Genomic DNA, 17,276 nt, shown 5'->3' with positions numbered 1-17,276 from the left:
CAACTATGAACAAATCAGCACTGAAAAAATTCGCCACATCTATGAGACTTGAACTTATAAACCTCGTAAAAACAAAAATAGACTTCCTGCTCTCAGATGCCTACAAAGAGAACTTGGCAGTTTATAACACCAACAAAGCTTCAATTCAACAGATAGAAGAGAGATACGAAAAAGAAAAAGAGGATTTCATAGAAGAAGTTGCCTATACCTGGTTCAACCGTCTTGTGGCTCTTAGGTTTATGGATGTAAATGAGATAACTTCAAGTGCTGTTATCTCTACGACAGAGGAGCAACCGATACCTCAAATGTTCATAGAAGCAAAATCAGGCAACATTGAAGAGAGCCTCAACCTAAACAGAGAGCTGTTCTTTGACCTCATAGACAAAAAAGTAGCTGGTGTAAAAGACAGTGACAACGAAGCCTATAAAATGCTCTTTATCTCTACATGTAACCAGTATGCAAACATTATGCCGTCTATGTTTGAGCGTATTAGTGACTATACTGAGCTACTGCTTCCCCAAGATATGTTAAGTCCGAACTCTATAAGAGCAAAAGTTGTAAGCTCTATGAGTGAAGAGGATTGTCAAGATATAGAAGTGATAGGTTGGTTGTATCAGTTTTACATTTCAGAGAAAAAAGATGATGTCTTTGCAATGCTCAAAAAGAACAAAAAAATCACTCCAAGCAACATCCCCGCAGCCACACAACTCTTCACACCACACTGGATAGTGAAGTATATGGTGGAAAACTCTCTTGGAAAATTATGGATGCTAAACAACCCGACTTCAAATCTTAAAGAGAATATGAAATACTACATAGAAAATGAAGAAGAAACAACTACATTTATAAAAGTTACCTCACCAGAAGAGATAACTTTTTGTGATCCTTGTTGCGGGAGTGGTCATACGCTCACCTATGCCTTTGATCTGCTCACAAAAATCTATGAAGAAGAAGGCTACAACAAAAGTGAAATCCCCTCTCTCATACTCCAAAACAATCTTTACGGTTGTGACATAGACAAAAGAGCATCAGTCCTCGCCAACTTTGCACTTACCATGAAAGCACGACAGTATCATAAACGATTTTTCAAAAAAGATGTAAAGCCAAATATAGTAGAACTTCAAGATTACAACAGTGATGAGTTCAAGGGAATCAAAAACTTTGGTTCTCTTTTGGTACCAGAGAGTAATGCAGAAGAAGATGTTTTTGCAATGCCAAATTCAAGAGAGTATGAGATACAAAAGAAGATACTCTCATCTGAGTTTCATTGTGTGGTTACTAACCCTCCTTATATGGGTTCAAAAGGTATGAACAAAGAGTTGAGTGATTTTGTGAAGAAGAGATACCCAGACAGCAAGTCTGATTTGTTTGCTGTTTTTATGGAACGAACATTGGAGCTTACAAAACCACATGGGTTTATGAGTATGATAAATCAACATTCTTGGATGTTTTTAAGTAGTTATGAAAAACTTAGAGTTAAAATCATTAAAAATCACCGCATAGATACTTTGGTTCATTTAGGACCAAGAGCATTTGAAGAGATTGGTGGAGAAGTTGTTCAGAGTGTGGCGTTTGTTTTGCAAAAGGGTGAGTAGATGGAAAATATAGTAGTTTATAGTAGTGGTGAATTAGAGATAAAAGTATCCGTAGAAGAAGATAGTATTTGGCTAACTACAAATGATGTAGCGACTCTTTTTAGTGTTCAAAGACCTGCAATCGTAAAACATATTAATAATATCTATAAAAGTGATGAGCTTAGTGAAAAATCAACCTGTTCCATTTTGGAACAAGTTGCCAAAGATGGAAAAAAACGAAAAATAAACTACTACAATCTTGATATGATTATCTCAGTTGGATATAGAGTAAACAGCAAAGAAGCAACTCATTTCAGACAATGGGCTACAAAGGTATTAAAAGAGTATATTAGCAATGGTTATGCAGTAAATAGAGAAAAAATAACCCAACAGAGACTTTTAGAGCTAGAAAAAGATGTAGAGTATTTAAAATCAAAAGTCAAAGATGATGTTTTAGAATACAATCAAGGCATCTTTTTTGATGGTCAAATCTTTGATGCCTATGAGTTCATAGCAACCCTTATAAAAAGTGCAAAAAAAGAGATAAAACTCATAGACAACTACATAGATGAAAGTGTTTTAACTCTTTTTAGTAAAAACCAAAACATAAAAGTAACCATATATACAAAAACCATCTCCAAACAACTCAAACTAGACCTAGAAAAATACAACTCTCAATATAACCCCATAGAGATAAAAAAGTTTGAAAACTCTCACGATAGATTTTTGATTATTGATGAAAAAGAGATTTACCATATAGGGGCGAGTTTGAAGGACTTGGGGAAGAAATGGTTTGCTTTTTCTAAGATAGATAGTGAGAGTTTGAGTGTTTTGGAGAGGTTGAAGTTATGAATGACTTAATAATTGATGAACAAAATATTCAAAATAAAATCTATACCTTAAGAGGTGTGCAAGTGATGCTTGATAGAGATTTAGCAGAGCTTTATGGAGTTAAATCTATAAGACTTAGAGAACAAGTCAAAAGAAATATAAAAAGATTTCCAGAGGATTTTATGTTTCAACTTGAAGATAATGAGATTGAGTTTATGGTATCGCAAAATGCGATACCTTCAAAACAACATCTTGGAGGTGCGAAACCTTATGTCTTTACAGAGCAAGGTGTATCTATGCTAAGTGCTGTTTTAAAAACTAATTTTGCTATTGAGATGAGTGTTCAAATTATCAGAGCTTTTGTAAAAATGAAAAGTTTTTTATCTCAAAATGCAAACCTTTTTGCAAAAATAGAACAAATTGAGAAGCGACAACTTTCTTATGAGATAAAAACAGATGAAAAAATCGATAAAATATTTAAAGCAATAGAAGATAAAAGTATAAAACCAACTCAAGGAATCTTTTACGATGGACAAATCTTTGATGCTTATGAGTTCATAGCAACCCTTATAAAAAGTGCAAAAAAAGAGATAAAACTCATAGATAATTATGTTGATGAAACAGTTCTTACACTTTTTAGTAAAAACCAAAACACAAAAGTAACCATATATACAAAAACCATCTCCAAACAACTCAAACTAGACCTAGAAAAATACAACTCACAATACAACCCAATAGAGATAAAAAAGTTTGAAAACTCTCACGATAGATTTTTAATCATAGATGAAAAAGAGATTTATCATATAGGGGCTAGTTTGAAAGATCTTGGGAAGAAATGGTTTGCTTTTTCTAAAATGGATAGTGAGAGTTTGAGTGTTTTGGAGAGGTTGACGTGATGGATAATATAATAGTTTACAATAGTGGTGCGATAGAGTTAAATATACCAATAAAAGATGAGACAATTTGGGCTACTGTTAAAGATATAGCAAATATTTTTGAAAAAGAAAGAAGTGTAGTTTCAAGACATATAAAAAATATCTTTAAAGATGGCGAACTAGATGAAAAAGTGGTGTGTGCAAATTTTGCACATACCACGAAGCATGGAGCTTGGGAACGAGGGAATAACCATAGTGTAACAATTTTAGATAAATTGGTTTGGGTGGTTTGAGATGAAACAGTTTGATAAATGGAATGATTTAAAAAAGAAGATAGATAGTAAAACTAAAAAGATTGTTACTCCAAAAGAGAGAGAAGTTTATTGGGCTAGTATTGGTGAAAATATTGGCAATGAACAAAATGGAAAAGGAGATATTTTTTCAAGACCTGTACTTATAGTAAAAAGATTTTCTAAAAGTATGTTTTTTGGTGTGCCATTATCTACTCAAATAAAGCAAGGTAGTTTTTTCTATAATTTCAGATTTTTAGACAATTTTAGCAATGCCCTTATAGTTCAAGGCAGATTATATGATACAAAAAGATTAGAAAATAGAATCGGGATGATAAATAAAGAAGATTTTGTAAATATAAAACAAAAATTAAAGGATCTATTAGATGTGTAAGTTTTCTCCCCTTAGAAAACCAAGGGGCGTCCCGAAGGAAATTATGGAAGAATTGTATCATAAAAATATTAAAAATTCAAGAGGTAAAGATTAGATGCCAACATACATAAGACTAACAGACTACAAAAGTAGTGATGAAAAAGAGATTTATCATATAGGGGCTAGTTTCCCCTCGTTCCCAAGCTCCAGCTTGGGAACGAGGGAAGATGGATGGTGAGAGTTTGAGTGTTTTGGGGAGGTTGAAGTGATGGAATTTAAAATAGATAAAAGAGCTAAATACTTAGAGGAAAAAGATTTTGTTAAATATTGTAAGTCATTAAAATTAAATATTACACTTCAAGACCTAAAATATTTCTCTAAACAAAAATTATTATATCCATATTATTCTGTTGTATCTGATAATATAATAGATTTAGAATATAATATTTATAAAAATCATGAACAATATCAAGAAGTTATTGAAAATGGACATCCTTTTGATGTTGCATTTAAAAATTCAAATACTCAAATTAAAAAAAATACCAACTCTAATGACATAAACTATTATGCAAGATGGCAAATTATAATTATACAAGAGTTACTCAATAATAATAGAGCAATTGAAAAGAAAATTTGTTCTATTAAAAATTATCATTTAGTTAAAAAAACAACATCACAATTCAATAGTAATATAATTGAATTTGAACCACTTTTTCAAACTATTACAAATAATCTAATGATTGAAACTTTATTACATGATGAATATTTTAAACTTCCAAAAGAACAAAATGATTTAAATATCATTGAAGGTATATTATTAGAAGAACTAAATGTAGAAATAACTACAAATAGTAAAAAACACTATGAGAAACACCTTTATATTGAATGGATAAAGTTTATACGAAAATTAGTTGAACTTTATAACAATTATATAGATATTGAAAAATATAAATTAGCTGATGAGATAAAAATATTTTTAACCACTACAATAAACCTAATTATTGATTCTGAAGAAAAAGATTTTAATCAGATATGCATAGATTTTGATGGAACTCCATCACTAATTCAGAAAATAGAAGATGATATTATATTTAGTTCAGGTGATTTAAAAAAAATTTATCCTGATGATATAGAACTTTCAATAGAGAAATTTAAAATTACTTTTAAAGATATTGCTGATAAACAAACAATTGATGGACTAATAGAGTTTATTAAAAATAAAGAATTAAAATATATATTTTTACATATTTATGATATTGAAAAAATATGGTTTAATAGAGAGCAATATTGGGAAAGAAAACTATGGGCATATATGAGGTCATTAACTGTTGGAATTGAATTTTATTCAAAAGATATATTTTCTTGTAGATTAGGAGACTTATATTCTCATCTTGGTTTCACTCAAACAAATGGGGACAACAGTATCAGCTCCCATCTAAACAAACCAAGAATAGGCGATGCTGAATCACTTGAAGATTATATAGAAAAATTAAATACTCTCATAGAAGCTTCAAAAAAAGCAAATGACCAATACAAAGATGAATATTTTTATCATATCTTTTATTTAACAAGAAACTTTTTTGCTCACAAATTTAAAGTAGATAATGCAATGACAGGGATAATATTTTATCCGATATATGAATCGCTAAAAAAAGTATTATTAAAAGTTTATGAAATTCAACAAGGACAAAATTAAAATGGCAACATACATAAGACTAACAGACTACAAAAGTAGTGATGAAAAAGAGCAAGAGTTTTTTAATCCTGAAAATAGATATGAAGCGAAGCAGGAAGATTTTTCTAAAATATCAAGTAGCCCAATTGCTTACTGGGTAAGTTCTAAATTGCACAATATATTTCAAGAAAATCCATTGCTTACAAATATTTCTCAACCAAGAGTCGGCTTTTCAACAGGGGACAATGATAGATTTATGAAATATTGGTATGAAGTATTTAATAATAAAATTGGATTTAATTGTTCTAATAGAATAGAAGCTCAAAATAGTTTGTCGAAATGGTTTCCACATAGTAAGGGTGGAGGGTTTAGGAAGTGGTATGGAAATGATGAATATGTCGTTAATTGGGAAAACGATGGATATGAAATTAGGAATTTTTATGATACGAAAGGAAAATTAAGGTCAAGACCTCAAAATTTAGACTTTATGTTCAAAGAAGGTATTACTTGGGGCGATGTAGGAACAGAAATGCCATCTTTTAGATATCAACCAGCCTGCAATACTGCAAATGCAAGAAGTCCGATGTTATATGTAAAGGACTATTCACTACTTGCATTATTAAATACAAATATTGTTATAAATATATTAGAAACAATAAGCCCTACTATTACTTTTAATGTTGGAGAAATTGCAAAACTACCTATTATACTCCCAAAAAATAGTAATGTAAAAAAACAAATAGAAACCCTAACCCAACAAAACATAGACATCTCAAAAGAAGAGTGGGACAGCAGAGAAACATCGTGGGACTTCACAAAAAATGAACTCATAAAACACAAATCAGACAGTAAAATAGAAACAGCATACACAAACTATTGTAACTATTGGAAAGAGAAGTTTAACACTCTCCACCAAAACGAAGAGGAACTAAATAGACTGTTTATAGATATATATGAACTGCAAGATGAGCTTACTCCTGATGTGTCGCCTGAAGATATAACTATACTGAAAAAAGAGACTAAAATAGGCATTCCCAACGAGGACGTTGGGAACGAGAATGAGAGCAAGGACGTTGGGAACGAGAGTGATGGCGATGGGATTGGAAATAAACCCCACCAACCTAGTTCCCAAGCTCCAGCTTGGGAACTCATATTTCAAGCAGATGAGGTTATGAAACAGTTTATCTCTTATGGTGTTGGTGTGATGTTTGGTAGATATTCACTTGATAAAGAGGGGCTTTGGATAGCAAATCTTAATCAAGATATAAGTATGCATTCCCAAGCTGGAGCTTGGGAACGAGAGGGACAGCCAACATTTGAGATAGATGATGACAATATTATTCCAGTGCTTGAAGATGACTACTTCAAAGATGATATAGCTTCAAGATTTGTGCAGTTTGTTAAAACTGTTTTTGGAGAAGAGCATTTAAGTGAGAACATACGATTTATAGAAAACTCACTCGGATCTACTCTAAGAAAGTATTTTGTAAAAGGCTTCTATGAAGACCATATAAAAAGATACAAAAAAAGACCAATCTACTGGATGGTAGCATCTCCAAAAAAAGGTTTTATGAGTTTAATCTATATGCACAGATACGAAGCAGATACATTTGCTCGTGTGCGAAACTCTTACTTAACAGAATACATAGCAAAACTTGAAGCACACAAAGAAACACTCGCTCTTACAACCAGCTCAGACACAGCATCAGACAAAGATAAAAAAGATGCAGACAAACAGATGAAAAACATAGATACAAAATTAAAAGAGATTATAGAGTTTGACAGAGATAAAATGATGCACTTTGCACAAAATCAGATAGAGATAGATTTAGATGATGGGGTGAAGGTTAATTATTGTAAATTTAAAGATATACTTTACCCTATAACGGGGTTGTGTAAGTGATTATGAAAAAGGTAAAGAGTTTCTGGAATGCTATTCTTCATAATTGGCATATTCCTTTTTTTATTATTGTAGGGCTAATTCTTATAATTTATCTTAGAAGTTATACTTCAGATTTTGATGCAGAAACATTTAAATACTATATAGATAATATACATGTAGAATTAGCAGGTGCTTTTTTCGATATTGTAATTTTTGGTATTATTTTTTATTCTATGCAACTTCTATTTCAAAAAAAAGCGAAGATAAATCAACTAAAAGAACAACTTGATGATTTTAGAGATTGGGATGAAAAAGAAGCTGGGTATAGGGTAATAGGCATTTTAAAAAGACTACATAAACTTGGTGTAGAAAATGTTGATTTATCAAGATGTCATTTTAATGAAATTAATATTATTGGAGATGCTGGAAGAATATTTGGATTTGATTTCAAAAAAGCAAACCTAACTGATGTTACCTTTATAAATATGAAAATGAATAATATAAAATTTAATAATGTATTTGGGAATGATGTTCTGGATTGGGCAGACTATGGTAATGACCCAAGAACAATGTTTATAAATTGTAATCTTCGCACTCCAAATTTTTCAAATAATACTTTTACCAGTTTTAATTTTATAGAAACGACATTTATAAATGCAAAGTTTGAAAATGTGCAATTTTATGCTTCACATTTTAATGAATGTATATTTAATAATACAAGTTTTGAAAACACAACATTTTTAAGCTCATCATTTCACAATATGGATATAGCAACAGTAATGTTTTCTAATATAACATTTAAGAAATGCACTTTTGTTAATTGTATATATAAAGACTTAGGTAAATCAGTTGTTTTTGATGATTGTAAGTTTGAAGAGCTAGTGAAATAATGGAGCAAATAAACCAATACCTTGAGATTATAAGAGAAATTATTGTAAAAATAAGTATGAAAGATAACAATCTTATGGAATTTAATGAAATGATGCAAAAACAGTTGAGAATTGACAAAAATAAAATTGAGATAATACTTGTTTCTTTAGATATTATTGGAGATACCCAAGAAGCAATAAATAATTTTTTACAATATGGATTGAAAGAAGAAGTAGGAGAAAAGTATATAAGACTTTATGGTCTTTTAAATGCTATCTATCTACATTCACAAGCAGTTGTTTCTCTTGGAAAATATTTTAATGTCAAAAATATTACAGATATGGAAAAGTTTCTTAACAGTAAAATAATATTAGATGTTAGGCATAAACTTGGTGCACATAGTGTGAATTATGAAAACTTAGATAAAACCATTTCTTGTTATACTCCAATAAGAATGTTAATGGAAGCAAGCACCCTTGTATTTTATAATATGAATCCTCAAAGTACAGAATCTGAAACGATAAATTTATATGATGAAATTCATAAATATATACTTTATGCTAAAAATATCATAAAAGAAACCGTAGTAAAATTATCTACAACTATATATAAAACTGCACCAAATAAGTTACAACAAATTAATAAAAAAATAGTACAAATTGAGATTTCTAAGGTTAATTAAATGAGGGAAACAATAGAACAAAAAGCTATACAATATCTAAATGAAAATAAACAAAAGTTTTTAAAAGAATACTCTGATGGTATAATACCTTTAGATGAAAAAGTAATTGTGTTAACAGCAGGTATGAGTGGTATTGATAAATTGTTAAAGAGAGATTAAACAATATGATAAAATGTTTTGAATATGCGACCCAAAGAGAAGTAGTAACACATAGGAGAATATTTTGAATTTTAATGATAAATTTATGCAAGAAGCCATAATAAGAATCAATGAACTACAAACAGAGATAAAAGAGAAATCTAAAACTATTGAAGGTGCGCAACAATACATACAACAACAGGTAAAATTATATGAAGAGAGTGAAATATTAAAAAATAAAGCTAAGAATCTTCAAGAAGAAGGGCAAAGAATTGCAAATGATTTTTTTTTCTAAGCATTTAAAAATGATTGATGATGCAAAAAAACATTTTGCTTCATAAAAAATCTATTTTTGGAAGGTATGGAAAATGAATAGTTTAGAGATAATGATTATAAAAGTTGGTAAAAAAGCAGTGAAAGATGCTCAAAAAGAGAGTTTAAAGCAAGGTGTAGCAAATGTTTATAGTAAAAACAAGCAACTGTTTTTTCAGTTGCCAGATGGAACAATAACGCAAAATATACCCAAAGAGTATCAAAAATAATTATGAAAGATATACTTTATCCTATAACGGAGTTGTGTAAATGAGTGAAATAGTAAAAGAAGATTTTAATGAAGTGTTAAATCGTATTCAACTATCTAAACAAAAGGCTTATAAGCAGGTCAATACTGTTTTAATAGATTTATATTGGAATATAGGCAGCTTTATATCTAAAAAAACTTCACAAGAAAACTGGGGAAAAAGTATTGTTAAAGAGTTAGCAAATTATATTAAATTACATGACCCAACTATAAAAGGTTTTAGTGATAAAAATCTTTGGAGAATGAAACAATTTTACGAAACCTATAAAGATAATGAAAAACTCTCAGCACTGCTGAGAGAATTGTCTTGGACAAATAATTTATTAATACTATCTCACTCAAAACAGCCAGAAGAAAGAGAATTCTATATACTGTTGAGTATTAAAGAAAAATTATCTTCAAGAGAGTTGGAGCGACAACTAAAAAGCTCCATTTTTGAAAGAACAATGTTAGCAAATGAAAAACTCTCAGCAGTGGTGAGAGAATTACCACAAGATACAACGAATGTGTTCAAAGACATCTATTCATTAGAATTTTTAGGATTACCCAAAATACATAGTGAAAAAGATTTGCAAAAGTCATTAATTAGTTCATTAAAAGAGTTTATTTTAGAGTTAGGGATGGGATTTGCTTTTATTGGACAGGAGTATAGAGTTCAAGTAGGTATGGAAGATTTTTATATTGATTTACTGTTCTTTCATAGAAACCTGCAGTGTTTAGTTGCTTTTGAATTGAAAATTGGTAAATTTAATCCTAGTGATTTAGGGCAATTAGAGTTTTATTTAGAAGCACTTGATCGAGATGTTAAAAACAGAGATGAAAATCCAAGTATTGGAATTTTAATGTGTTCTTCTAAAGATGATGAAGTGGTCGAATATGCTCTTAGCAGAAGCCTCAGTCCAACTGTTATATCTGAATATGAAACTCAGTTAATTCCTAAAAAAGTATTACAAGATAAATTAGATGAATTATATATGCAATTAGAGAGTAAAAATTAAATGATAGATATACAACAAAGATTAAAAACAATTTTCCAAAAAGAAAGATTAGTATTTTGGTATGATGACAAGGAAGCTCTAAAAAATGAGTTTGAAGCCATAGAGTTGGAAGATGTAGAGAAACTTGTCATAGACAACAATGAGTTTGGCATAAAACGGCAACTGCTCAGTTTGCAACCAAACGATAAGTTTTTAATCTACTCTCCAACTAAAGCACCACAAGATGAAGAGAACTGGCTGCTTGATTTGAACATCGCCAACTATATGTTTTCTGCTGATAAAACCAGCCTTGTTTTACAAAATCTTGGTCTTGATGTCAGTTTCAAAGAGTTTGTAAGTCAGTTTGATAGGTTTTTCAACTCCAAAACCCGTTTAGAAGCTCTAAAAAATCTACTGAATGATAAAGAGAGTGAAGACACCCTTGCACTCAAGATAATGGCTGTAAGTATAGGGTGTGATGATAATATAGAGAGTATTATGCTAAAACTCTTCTCTCATGAGAGGCACTTTGAAACATTGGGCAAATACAAGCTTGCAAATGAGTTCTTCAAAGCTGTTACATCCAAATACTCTTATGATGGGGAGAGTCTCAAAGACCTGCTCTATAAACTTTTTCAAAATCATTTCTATTACTCAATTGACAAGAGCAAAAGCACTCTCAACTCCGATGCACGACTTTTTGTAAAAAGCTGGATGGACAGCAGCAGACACAAAGAGAGTTTTGAGATACTCTCAAAAGAGATAAGCGATGCGCTAAATATTGACAATATCATTACGGATATAGAGATTGCAAAAGTAATCTCCTGTGATACTTATGAGAAGTGCGATCAAGTCGTTATATCACACCTGCTTCGTAAGCTGGACAACGACAGCATTAACTCTGTTGAGATGACTAAAATCATTACTATGAGAGAGCATACATTTTGGTTTGAAAGTTATAAGAACATATATAAGGCACTGCTGAGTGCTTCACTGCTCTTTGACTTTGTAAAAGATACAAAACTTACTATGAAAAATTTTGAAGATGGGTTGCAAGAGTATGCTAAACATTGGTATAAGGCAGATAGCTATTATAGAGATTATTCCGTTTATTCAGGCAAAGCCGAACATCTTGAACTGCTAAAGCCGCTCAGCTCCAAGATAGAAGATGTGTATCTGAACTCTTATTTAAGAGAGTTAAATGATAACTGGCAAGAGTTTGCCCAGAAATATATGACAAATACAACAATCCTGCATCAACAAAATTTTTACAACACAAAAGTTGAACCATACCTGCAAAAGAAAAACAAAGTATTTGTAATCATTTCAGATGCCCTGAGATATGAGTGTGGAGTTGCACTCACTTCACAAATATTGGCAGAAAACAAAAAGAGAGACAGATTTTCTGCTACATGTAAAGCCATGCTGAGTTCATTGCCGTCATATACACAGCTTGGAATGGCAAGTTTATTGCCGCATAAAGAACTCAGCATCAAAGATAAGAACGACATTGTATTTGCAGATGACAAGAGTTCATCCGGCATGGCAAACAGAGATAAAATTCTGAAATCGTATGATGAAAATGCTTTTGCTATCGGCTATGAAGATTTTTTGAAATATAAAAGAGAGGAAGGCAGAGCGTTAGTAAAAAATGCAAGTGTAGTTTATATCTACCATGATGAGATTGACAAGATGGGAGAAAAAAACGAGATAAAAACATTTGATGCCGTGCAAAGCACATTTCTTAGTATCATTAAAATCATCAAACAAATTGCTAACTTCAATGGCTCAAATATACTCATAACAAGTGACCACGGTTTTCTTTATACTAATCAAGCGACCCTTGAGAGTGAGTTCTGCAAAGTTGAAGTGCAAGATGTCATCAAACAAAACAGAAGATTTATCATAGGCAAAAACCTGGAGAGTGGCACTTGTGTGCATAAATACAGTGGTGCAGATTTAGGGATTAGCGGAGATAACGAATACCTCATACCAAAGTCTATAAATAAAATCAGAGTGCAAGGCGGAGGCAACCGTTTTGTGCATGGCGGAGCTTCGCTGCAAGAGTTGGTTATACCACTCATTGAAGTCAATGTCGGCAAAGGAAAAAAAGATATAAAAGAGGTGAATGTGGATATTATACCTCTTAGGAGTATATCTACAAATACAGTGAATGTGTCCCTGTTTCAATCAGAAATAGCAGATGACAAAACGAAGCCTGTTACATTAAAGATTGCATTTGAAAGTGCTGAGGGTGTATTGCTCTCTGATGAGATCAAGCATACATTTAACTCTACAGAGCAATATGATACAAACAGAGAAACAAAATTTAAGATGACCTTCAGGCAAAATATAAATGAGTATAATAACCAGACTATCAGACTTGTAACAAAAAAGGTACTTGATGGCAGCAGTGAAACCCCAATATATAAAGAGATTAAAGTAAAATTGGCATTATCCTTTTTCAATGATTTTGATGATGGTTTTTAATGAATGAAAATATACAATATAATAATAAGGATTTTAAGAATGTTTGGATTTTTTGGCAAAAATGAACAGGGTGCAGAGGCAGAGAAGAACGGGATGCAAAATCAAGACGAAAATCAAGACGAAAATTTAAATACTAAGTTAAATAGAGAGTTTATAGGTAAAGTAGTAAGAAAAGATTTGACTAAAAGTATTAAAGAGGGAGCCAATGTTCCTATCTATGTTTTAGAGTATCTGCTTGGTATGTATTGTGCAACTGATAATGAAGAGCTCATCCTTGAGGGTGTTGCCAAGGTTAAAGACATACTTGCCAAGAACTATGTAAGACCAGATGAAAAAGAGCTTATAAAGTCTCGTATAAAAGAGAAAGGTCGTTATAAAGTTATAGATAAAGTATCTGTAAAACTGAATGAAAATGATGATGTTTATGAAGCAGAGTTCTCTAACCTTGGTATTAAAAAAATAGTTATCAATGAGGAGTATGTAAAAAAATACCAAAAGTTACTTGCAGGTGGTATATGGGTAATCGTCACTCTTGAATACTACTATGATGAAAATGCAAAAGGTGCAAGTCCTTTTCATATACAAGACCTCAAACCTATTCAGATGCCAAATATGGATATGGAAGACTTCAAAGCTGGGAGAGGTAAATTCACTAATGATGAATGGATGGACTTAATCATAAGAAGTTCCGGAATGGAGCCGACTAACTTTGATACTAACACTAAATGGCACTTATTGGCCCGTCTCATTCCTTTTGTAGAGAACAACTACAATATGTGTGAGCTTGGACCTCGCGGAACGGGTAAATCATTTGTATATAAAGAGATTTCACCTAACTCCATCCTTGTAAGTGGCGGTCAAACAACTGTTGCAAACCTTTTTTACAATATGAGCAGCAGAACTATTGGTCTTGTGGGGAACTGGGATATTGTAGCATTTGATGAAGTAGCAGGAATAAACTTCAAAGATAAAGACGGCATACAGATTATGAAAGATTATATGGAGTCTGGGTCATTTGCTCGCGGTAAAGAACAGAAACAAGCTAAAGCTTCATTTGTATTTGTTGGAAACATTGACGGGAGCATAGAGAACATCATAAAAACTTCACATCTGCTCTCTCCTTTTCCAAAAGAAATGATTGACACTGCTTTTTTTGACCGTTTCCACAACTATCTTCCAGGGTGGGAAATCCCTAAAATGAGAACTGAATTCTTTACCAATGAGTATGGCTTCATTACAGACTTTATGGCGGAGTGGATGAGAGAGCTCCAAAAGATGAACTTTTCCAATGCTATCGATAAGTATTTTAAACTTGGAAAGGATTTGAATCAAAGAGACAGTCGTGCTGTAAAAAAAACGGTAAGCGGTCTTTTAAAACTTATGCATCCAAATGGTGTTTATGATAAAGAAGACGTAAGAGTTGTATTGGAGTATGCACTTGTTGGGAGAAGACGCATAAAAGAGCAACTCAAAAAGATTGGAGGCATGGAGTTTTACGATGTAAATTTTTCATACATTGACATAGAAGATGACAGTGAGATAAGAGTTGCTGTGCCTGAGAGTGGAGGAAATGCTTTAATCCCCAACGGACAACTTCCAAACGGTTCATTATATACAGTCTCATACAATCCGGATAACGGTCATAAAGGCTTGTTTAGATTAGACTTGCAGGTAATGGCAGGTGGAGGAAAGCTTGATACAACAGGGTTTAGCGGAACTGCTGTTAAAGAAGAGATAAAAGAAGCTACTAACTACATACAGGCAAATTTACACCGTGTTTCGTTGAATGCAAAGTATAAAGATTTTGACTATCACTTAAAAGCAAGTGATCTTAACGGTATAGGCAAATCAAAAGATATTGAGTTAGCTATATTTATATCTTTATGCAGCGGTGTTCTTGAAAAACCATTACTGTCACAAATGGTAGTTCTTGGAAGTATGAGTATAGGCGGAACAATTATCGGCACAGAGAGTCTCCCGAATGCTCTGCAAATTGCAAGTGACAGCGGAGCAAAAAAAATACTGATTCCCGCTGTTGATATGGCACAAATGGCAAAAGTTCCACCAGAACTGATGAGTAAGTTTCAGTTGATTATTTATTCAGATCCTGTTGATGCCGTGTTTAAAGCTCTTGGTGTAGAGTAAAGTGTAATTTTTGATATAATTGCAAATATCAATAAATACATGTAACATTTTTACAAATAATATTAACAGAGTAACAGGATAAGAAAATGGACGAAATTGAATACAAATTATATATAGATGATGTTATCAGACGGGTTGAGACGGCACGTCTTAAGGTAAGTGAACACCATATAGTAAAAATTGTTGCTGTGAGCAAATACTCAACGGCTGATGAGATAAAAAGACTTTACCATATCGGTCAGCGTGCTTTTGGAGAGAATAAGGTACAGGATTTAAAAGCAAAAGCAAAAGAGCTTGAAGAATTGCCGCTTGAATGGCATTTTATAGGCAATCTGCAAAAAAACAAAATCAACAACCTTTTAGATATTAATCCAAGTCTTTTTCAGGCACTTGATTCATTGGAACTTGCCCATGAACTGCAAAAAAGACTTCTGGCAAAAGAGATGACACTTGAGTGCCTTTTGCAAATCAATTCGGCAAAAGAAGAGAGCAAGCACGGTGTTATGCCTGAGGATGCCATAGAAACCTACAAGCAGATTATGCAGGAGTGTCCGAACATACACCTTAAAGGTGTTATGAGCATAGGCGCACACAGTGATGATGAGCAGCTTGTAAGAAAAAGTTTTGAGACGACCCATGCAATCTATGAGCAGCTTCCAAATGCAACAATCTGTTCTATGGGAATGAGCCAGGATTTTGAGCTCGCTATTGAGTGCGGGTCAAATATGGTTCGCCTTGGCTCCATTATGTTTCCCAAGTAAGTTTTTTATCTAATCTAATTATAATTATTATAAGATATACTTTAAGCAAAATTATAATTAGGATTAGCTGATGACAAAAACAAATTTTATGGATAAGTATCCCGTCTTTTCATTACATGTAAAGAAAAATGAAACAAGTTTCAAAAATGCAGATGAAATTATTGCATATTTTCAAGAACGCATACAAGAACACCCTGTAGCTACTTTTATAGCGATTTTCGATCACTATCAACACACATCCTCATTACAGGACGCTACTATTGCCCCTGAAATCAAAGATGCAAAAAACATTGTATTTTGTTTTGGCAAACAGCTGCCAAATGCTAAAATGCTTGCAGTGCGTCCCAGAAGCATAGGTGTTTGTGAATTGGATGACAGTTTTGAGATCAGTTTTTTAGAAGTTCCAAATGAACAACTCCAAAACGTTGTTTATGAATGGGTACAGGCACTAAAAACTCAAGCCTAGTTTACTCTTCTCTTAAAGCGTACCGCGTGAGAGCGTGGATTTTGTATCAGCTCTTTTTGGTACGCTATCATTGCATGAAACGGTTTTAAAAAACCGGCTAACTGTTCTTCTTTAATCTGCTCTATTTTCCACTCCTGCAACAACTCCAAAACAACCAAAGTCGATTCTATTGTAGAGAGATAATTTTCATCCGGCTGTATTTTTATTTGATATTGTGACGTTTTTGTCGTTGTAAAACTCATATGTTTGAGTTTTTGCAGGTTTTTGCTTTGTGTAAACATCTTTTTTGTACAGCTCCACGTAGAGTCTATCAAAAAAATCGCCAGAGGCTTTTGGCTTCTTTTTGGATTTGCAGTTGTCAGGTTCACAGCATCTTCTGAGGGAAAAAGTATATAACTCTCATGTGTGGCAATAATCTCATTAATTCTGGTGTTACATGTAAAGTCTATGCCGACAAAAAGTTCGGAATTGTCAAGACTCTGATGCGTGAAGTGCCCTGTATTGTTTTTGACCTTTTTAAACTCTTTGGGGTGCATCAAAATGATAAATTTTGTTTGTGTCTGTATATGCTCAAAATGCCCGCACATGCAGGAACTTTTGGGTCTGTAACACTTATAACATTTTTCTCTGTCGCCGTAATAAGTTTTCATTAATGCAATTATACTAA

Annotated in this window: 18 protein-coding genes; 17 read left to right on the top strand and 1 reads right to left on the bottom strand. The window is 32.3% G+C overall.

All coding sequences use genetic code 11. The annotated features are described in order from the left end of the window. Positions 1-5 precede the first annotated feature (5 nt). The 17 genes from MLC52_RS04950 (at position 6) to MLC52_RS04870 (ending at position 16,609) form a co-directional block, all read left to right on the top strand. Positions 6-1,595: an Eco57I restriction-modification methylase domain-containing protein gene (locus tag MLC52_RS04950; protein WP_434581481.1), complete on the top strand. Its 1,590-nt coding sequence runs from the start codon at positions 6-8 to the stop codon at positions 1,593-1,595. Continuing rightward, positions 1,596-2,426: a RhuM family protein gene (gene rhuM, locus MLC52_RS04945; RefSeq protein ID WP_434581480.1), complete on the top strand. Its 831-nt coding sequence runs from the start codon at positions 1,596-1,598 to the stop codon at positions 2,424-2,426. Further along, on the top strand, positions 2,423-3,301 hold the full coding sequence (locus MLC52_RS04940) for an ORF6N domain-containing protein (RefSeq protein WP_434581479.1): 879 nt from the start codon (positions 2,423-2,425) through the stop codon (positions 3,299-3,301). The genes rhuM and MLC52_RS04940 overlap by 4 nt, the downstream gene beginning before the upstream one ends. Next, a complete protein-coding gene (locus MLC52_RS04935) occupies positions 3,301-3,573 on the top strand; it encodes a hypothetical protein (protein ID WP_434581478.1) in 273 nt (90 codons plus the stop codon). The genes MLC52_RS04940 and MLC52_RS04935 overlap by 1 nt, the downstream gene beginning before the upstream one ends. A gap of 1 nt (position 3,574) precedes the next feature. Beyond that, positions 3,575-3,964 carry a type II toxin-antitoxin system PemK/MazF family toxin gene (locus tag MLC52_RS04930; protein ID WP_434581477.1) on the top strand — a complete coding sequence of 130 codons (390 nt, stop codon included), beginning with the start codon at positions 3,575-3,577 and terminating at the stop codon, positions 3,962-3,964. A gap of 247 nt (positions 3,965-4,211) precedes the next feature. Next, positions 4,212-5,639: a hypothetical protein gene (locus MLC52_RS04925; RefSeq protein WP_434581476.1), complete on the top strand. Its 1,428-nt coding sequence runs from the start codon at positions 4,212-4,214 to the stop codon at positions 5,637-5,639. Between the two features lies 1 nt (position 5,640). Then, positions 5,641-7,521: a BREX-1 system adenine-specific DNA-methyltransferase PglX gene (pglX, locus tag MLC52_RS04920; RefSeq protein ID WP_434581475.1), complete on the top strand. Its 1,881-nt coding sequence runs from the start codon at positions 5,641-5,643 to the stop codon at positions 7,519-7,521. A gap of 2 nt (positions 7,522-7,523) precedes the next feature. Continuing rightward, positions 7,524-8,390 (top strand): pentapeptide repeat-containing protein, encoded by an 867-nt coding sequence (locus tag MLC52_RS04915; RefSeq protein WP_434581474.1) that lies wholly within the window; start codon positions 7,524-7,526, stop codon positions 8,388-8,390. Beyond that, positions 8,390-9,052: a hypothetical protein gene (locus tag MLC52_RS04910; RefSeq protein WP_434581473.1), complete on the top strand. Its 663-nt coding sequence runs from the start codon at positions 8,390-8,392 to the stop codon at positions 9,050-9,052. Before MLC52_RS04915 ends, MLC52_RS04910 begins: the two co-directional genes overlap by 1 nt. Then, positions 9,053-9,211: a hypothetical protein gene (locus MLC52_RS04905; protein ID WP_434581472.1), complete on the top strand. Its 159-nt coding sequence runs from the start codon at positions 9,053-9,055 to the stop codon at positions 9,209-9,211. 64 nt (positions 9,212-9,275) lie between these two features. Next, on the top strand, positions 9,276-9,485 hold the full coding sequence (locus MLC52_RS04900) for a hypothetical protein (protein ID WP_434581471.1): 210 nt from the start codon (positions 9,276-9,278) through the stop codon (positions 9,483-9,485). Between the two features lie 73 nt (positions 9,486-9,558). After that, entirely contained in the window at positions 9,559-9,732 is a 174-nt protein-coding gene (locus tag MLC52_RS04895; RefSeq protein WP_434581470.1) for a hypothetical protein, read from the top strand. 40 nt (positions 9,733-9,772) lie between these two features. Then, a complete protein-coding gene (locus MLC52_RS04890; RefSeq protein WP_434581469.1) occupies positions 9,773-10,768 on the top strand; it encodes a PDDEXK nuclease domain-containing protein in 996 nt (331 codons plus the stop codon). After that, the gene (pglZ, locus tag MLC52_RS04885) at positions 10,769-13,237 is read left to right on the top strand and encodes a BREX-1 system phosphatase PglZ type A (protein WP_434581468.1); all 2,469 of its coding nucleotides are present in this window, start codon (positions 10,769-10,771) and stop codon (positions 13,235-13,237) included. It begins immediately after the preceding gene. A gap of 39 nt (positions 13,238-13,276) precedes the next feature. Beyond that, positions 13,277-15,382 (top strand): protease Lon-related BREX system protein BrxL, encoded by a 2,106-nt coding sequence (brxL, locus tag MLC52_RS04880; protein WP_434581467.1) that lies wholly within the window; start codon positions 13,277-13,279, stop codon positions 15,380-15,382. An 86-nt stretch (positions 15,383-15,468) separates the two neighbouring features. Continuing rightward, a complete protein-coding gene (locus tag MLC52_RS04875) occupies positions 15,469-16,143 on the top strand; it encodes a YggS family pyridoxal phosphate-dependent enzyme (RefSeq protein ID WP_151900554.1) in 675 nt (224 codons plus the stop codon). Positions 16,144-16,213: 70 nt separating this feature from the next. After that, on the top strand, positions 16,214-16,609 hold the full coding sequence (locus MLC52_RS04870) for a DUF6858 family protein (RefSeq protein WP_434581466.1): 396 nt from the start codon (positions 16,214-16,216) through the stop codon (positions 16,607-16,609). Here MLC52_RS04870 and MLC52_RS04865 read toward each other — a convergent pair. After that, positions 16,606-17,259, bottom strand: coding sequence for a tRNA-uridine aminocarboxypropyltransferase (locus tag MLC52_RS04865; RefSeq protein WP_434581465.1), 654 nt, complete (start codon positions 17,257-17,259; stop codon positions 16,606-16,608). The two genes, MLC52_RS04870 and MLC52_RS04865, sit on opposite strands and share 4 nt — an antisense overlap. Positions 17,260-17,276: the final 17 nt, after the last annotated feature.

The sequence above is a fragment of the Sulfurimonas sp. NW15 genome (assembly GCF_051132285.1).
In the GTDB taxonomy this organism is placed as follows: Bacteria; Campylobacterota; Campylobacteria; order Campylobacterales; family Sulfurimonadaceae; genus Sulfurimonas; species Sulfurimonas hydrogeniphila.
This window is presented reverse-complemented; position numbering and strand designations above follow the sequence as displayed.

Excerpts from the sequence above, each read along its gene's own strand:
- brxL (WP_434581467.1), top strand. The coding sequence starts at position 13,277 with ATGTTTGGATTTTTTGGCAAAAATGAACAGGGTGCAGAGGCAGAGAAG.
- MLC52_RS04870 (WP_434581466.1), top strand. The coding sequence starts at position 16,214 with ATGACAAAAACAAATTTTATGGATAAGTATCCCGTCTTTTCATTACAT.
- MLC52_RS04895 (WP_434581470.1), top strand. The coding sequence starts at position 9,559 with ATGAATAGTTTAGAGATAATGATTATAAAAGTTGGTAAAAAAGCAGTG.
- MLC52_RS04925 (WP_434581476.1), top strand. The coding sequence starts at position 4,212 with ATGGAATTTAAAATAGATAAAAGAGCTAAATACTTAGAGGAAAAAGAT.
- MLC52_RS04875 (WP_151900554.1), top strand. The coding sequence starts at position 15,469 with ATGGACGAAATTGAATACAAATTATATATAGATGATGTTATCAGACGG.
- MLC52_RS04940 (WP_434581479.1), top strand. The coding sequence starts at position 2,423 with ATGAATGACTTAATAATTGATGAACAAAATATTCAAAATAAAATCTAT.
- MLC52_RS04950 (WP_434581481.1), top strand. The coding sequence starts at position 6 with ATGAACAAATCAGCACTGAAAAAATTCGCCACATCTATGAGACTTGAA.
- pglX (WP_434581475.1), top strand. The coding sequence starts at position 5,641 with ATGGCAACATACATAAGACTAACAGACTACAAAAGTAGTGATGAAAAA.
- rhuM (WP_434581480.1), top strand. The coding sequence starts at position 1,596 with ATGGAAAATATAGTAGTTTATAGTAGTGGTGAATTAGAGATAAAAGTA.
- pglZ (WP_434581468.1), top strand. The coding sequence starts at position 10,769 with ATGATAGATATACAACAAAGATTAAAAACAATTTTCCAAAAAGAAAGA.
- MLC52_RS04910 (WP_434581473.1), top strand. The coding sequence starts at position 8,390 with ATGGAGCAAATAAACCAATACCTTGAGATTATAAGAGAAATTATTGTA.
- MLC52_RS04865 (WP_434581465.1), bottom strand. The coding sequence starts at position 17,259 with ATGAAAACTTATTACGGCGACAGAGAAAAATGTTATAAGTGTTACAGA.
- MLC52_RS04930 (WP_434581477.1), top strand. The coding sequence starts at position 3,575 with ATGAAACAGTTTGATAAATGGAATGATTTAAAAAAGAAGATAGATAGT.
- MLC52_RS04915 (WP_434581474.1), top strand. The coding sequence starts at position 7,524 with ATGAAAAAGGTAAAGAGTTTCTGGAATGCTATTCTTCATAATTGGCAT.
- MLC52_RS04890 (WP_434581469.1), top strand. The coding sequence starts at position 9,773 with ATGAGTGAAATAGTAAAAGAAGATTTTAATGAAGTGTTAAATCGTATT.
- MLC52_RS04935 (WP_434581478.1), top strand. The coding sequence starts at position 3,301 with ATGGATAATATAATAGTTTACAATAGTGGTGCGATAGAGTTAAATATA.
- MLC52_RS04905 (WP_434581472.1), top strand. The coding sequence starts at position 9,053 with ATGAGGGAAACAATAGAACAAAAAGCTATACAATATCTAAATGAAAAT.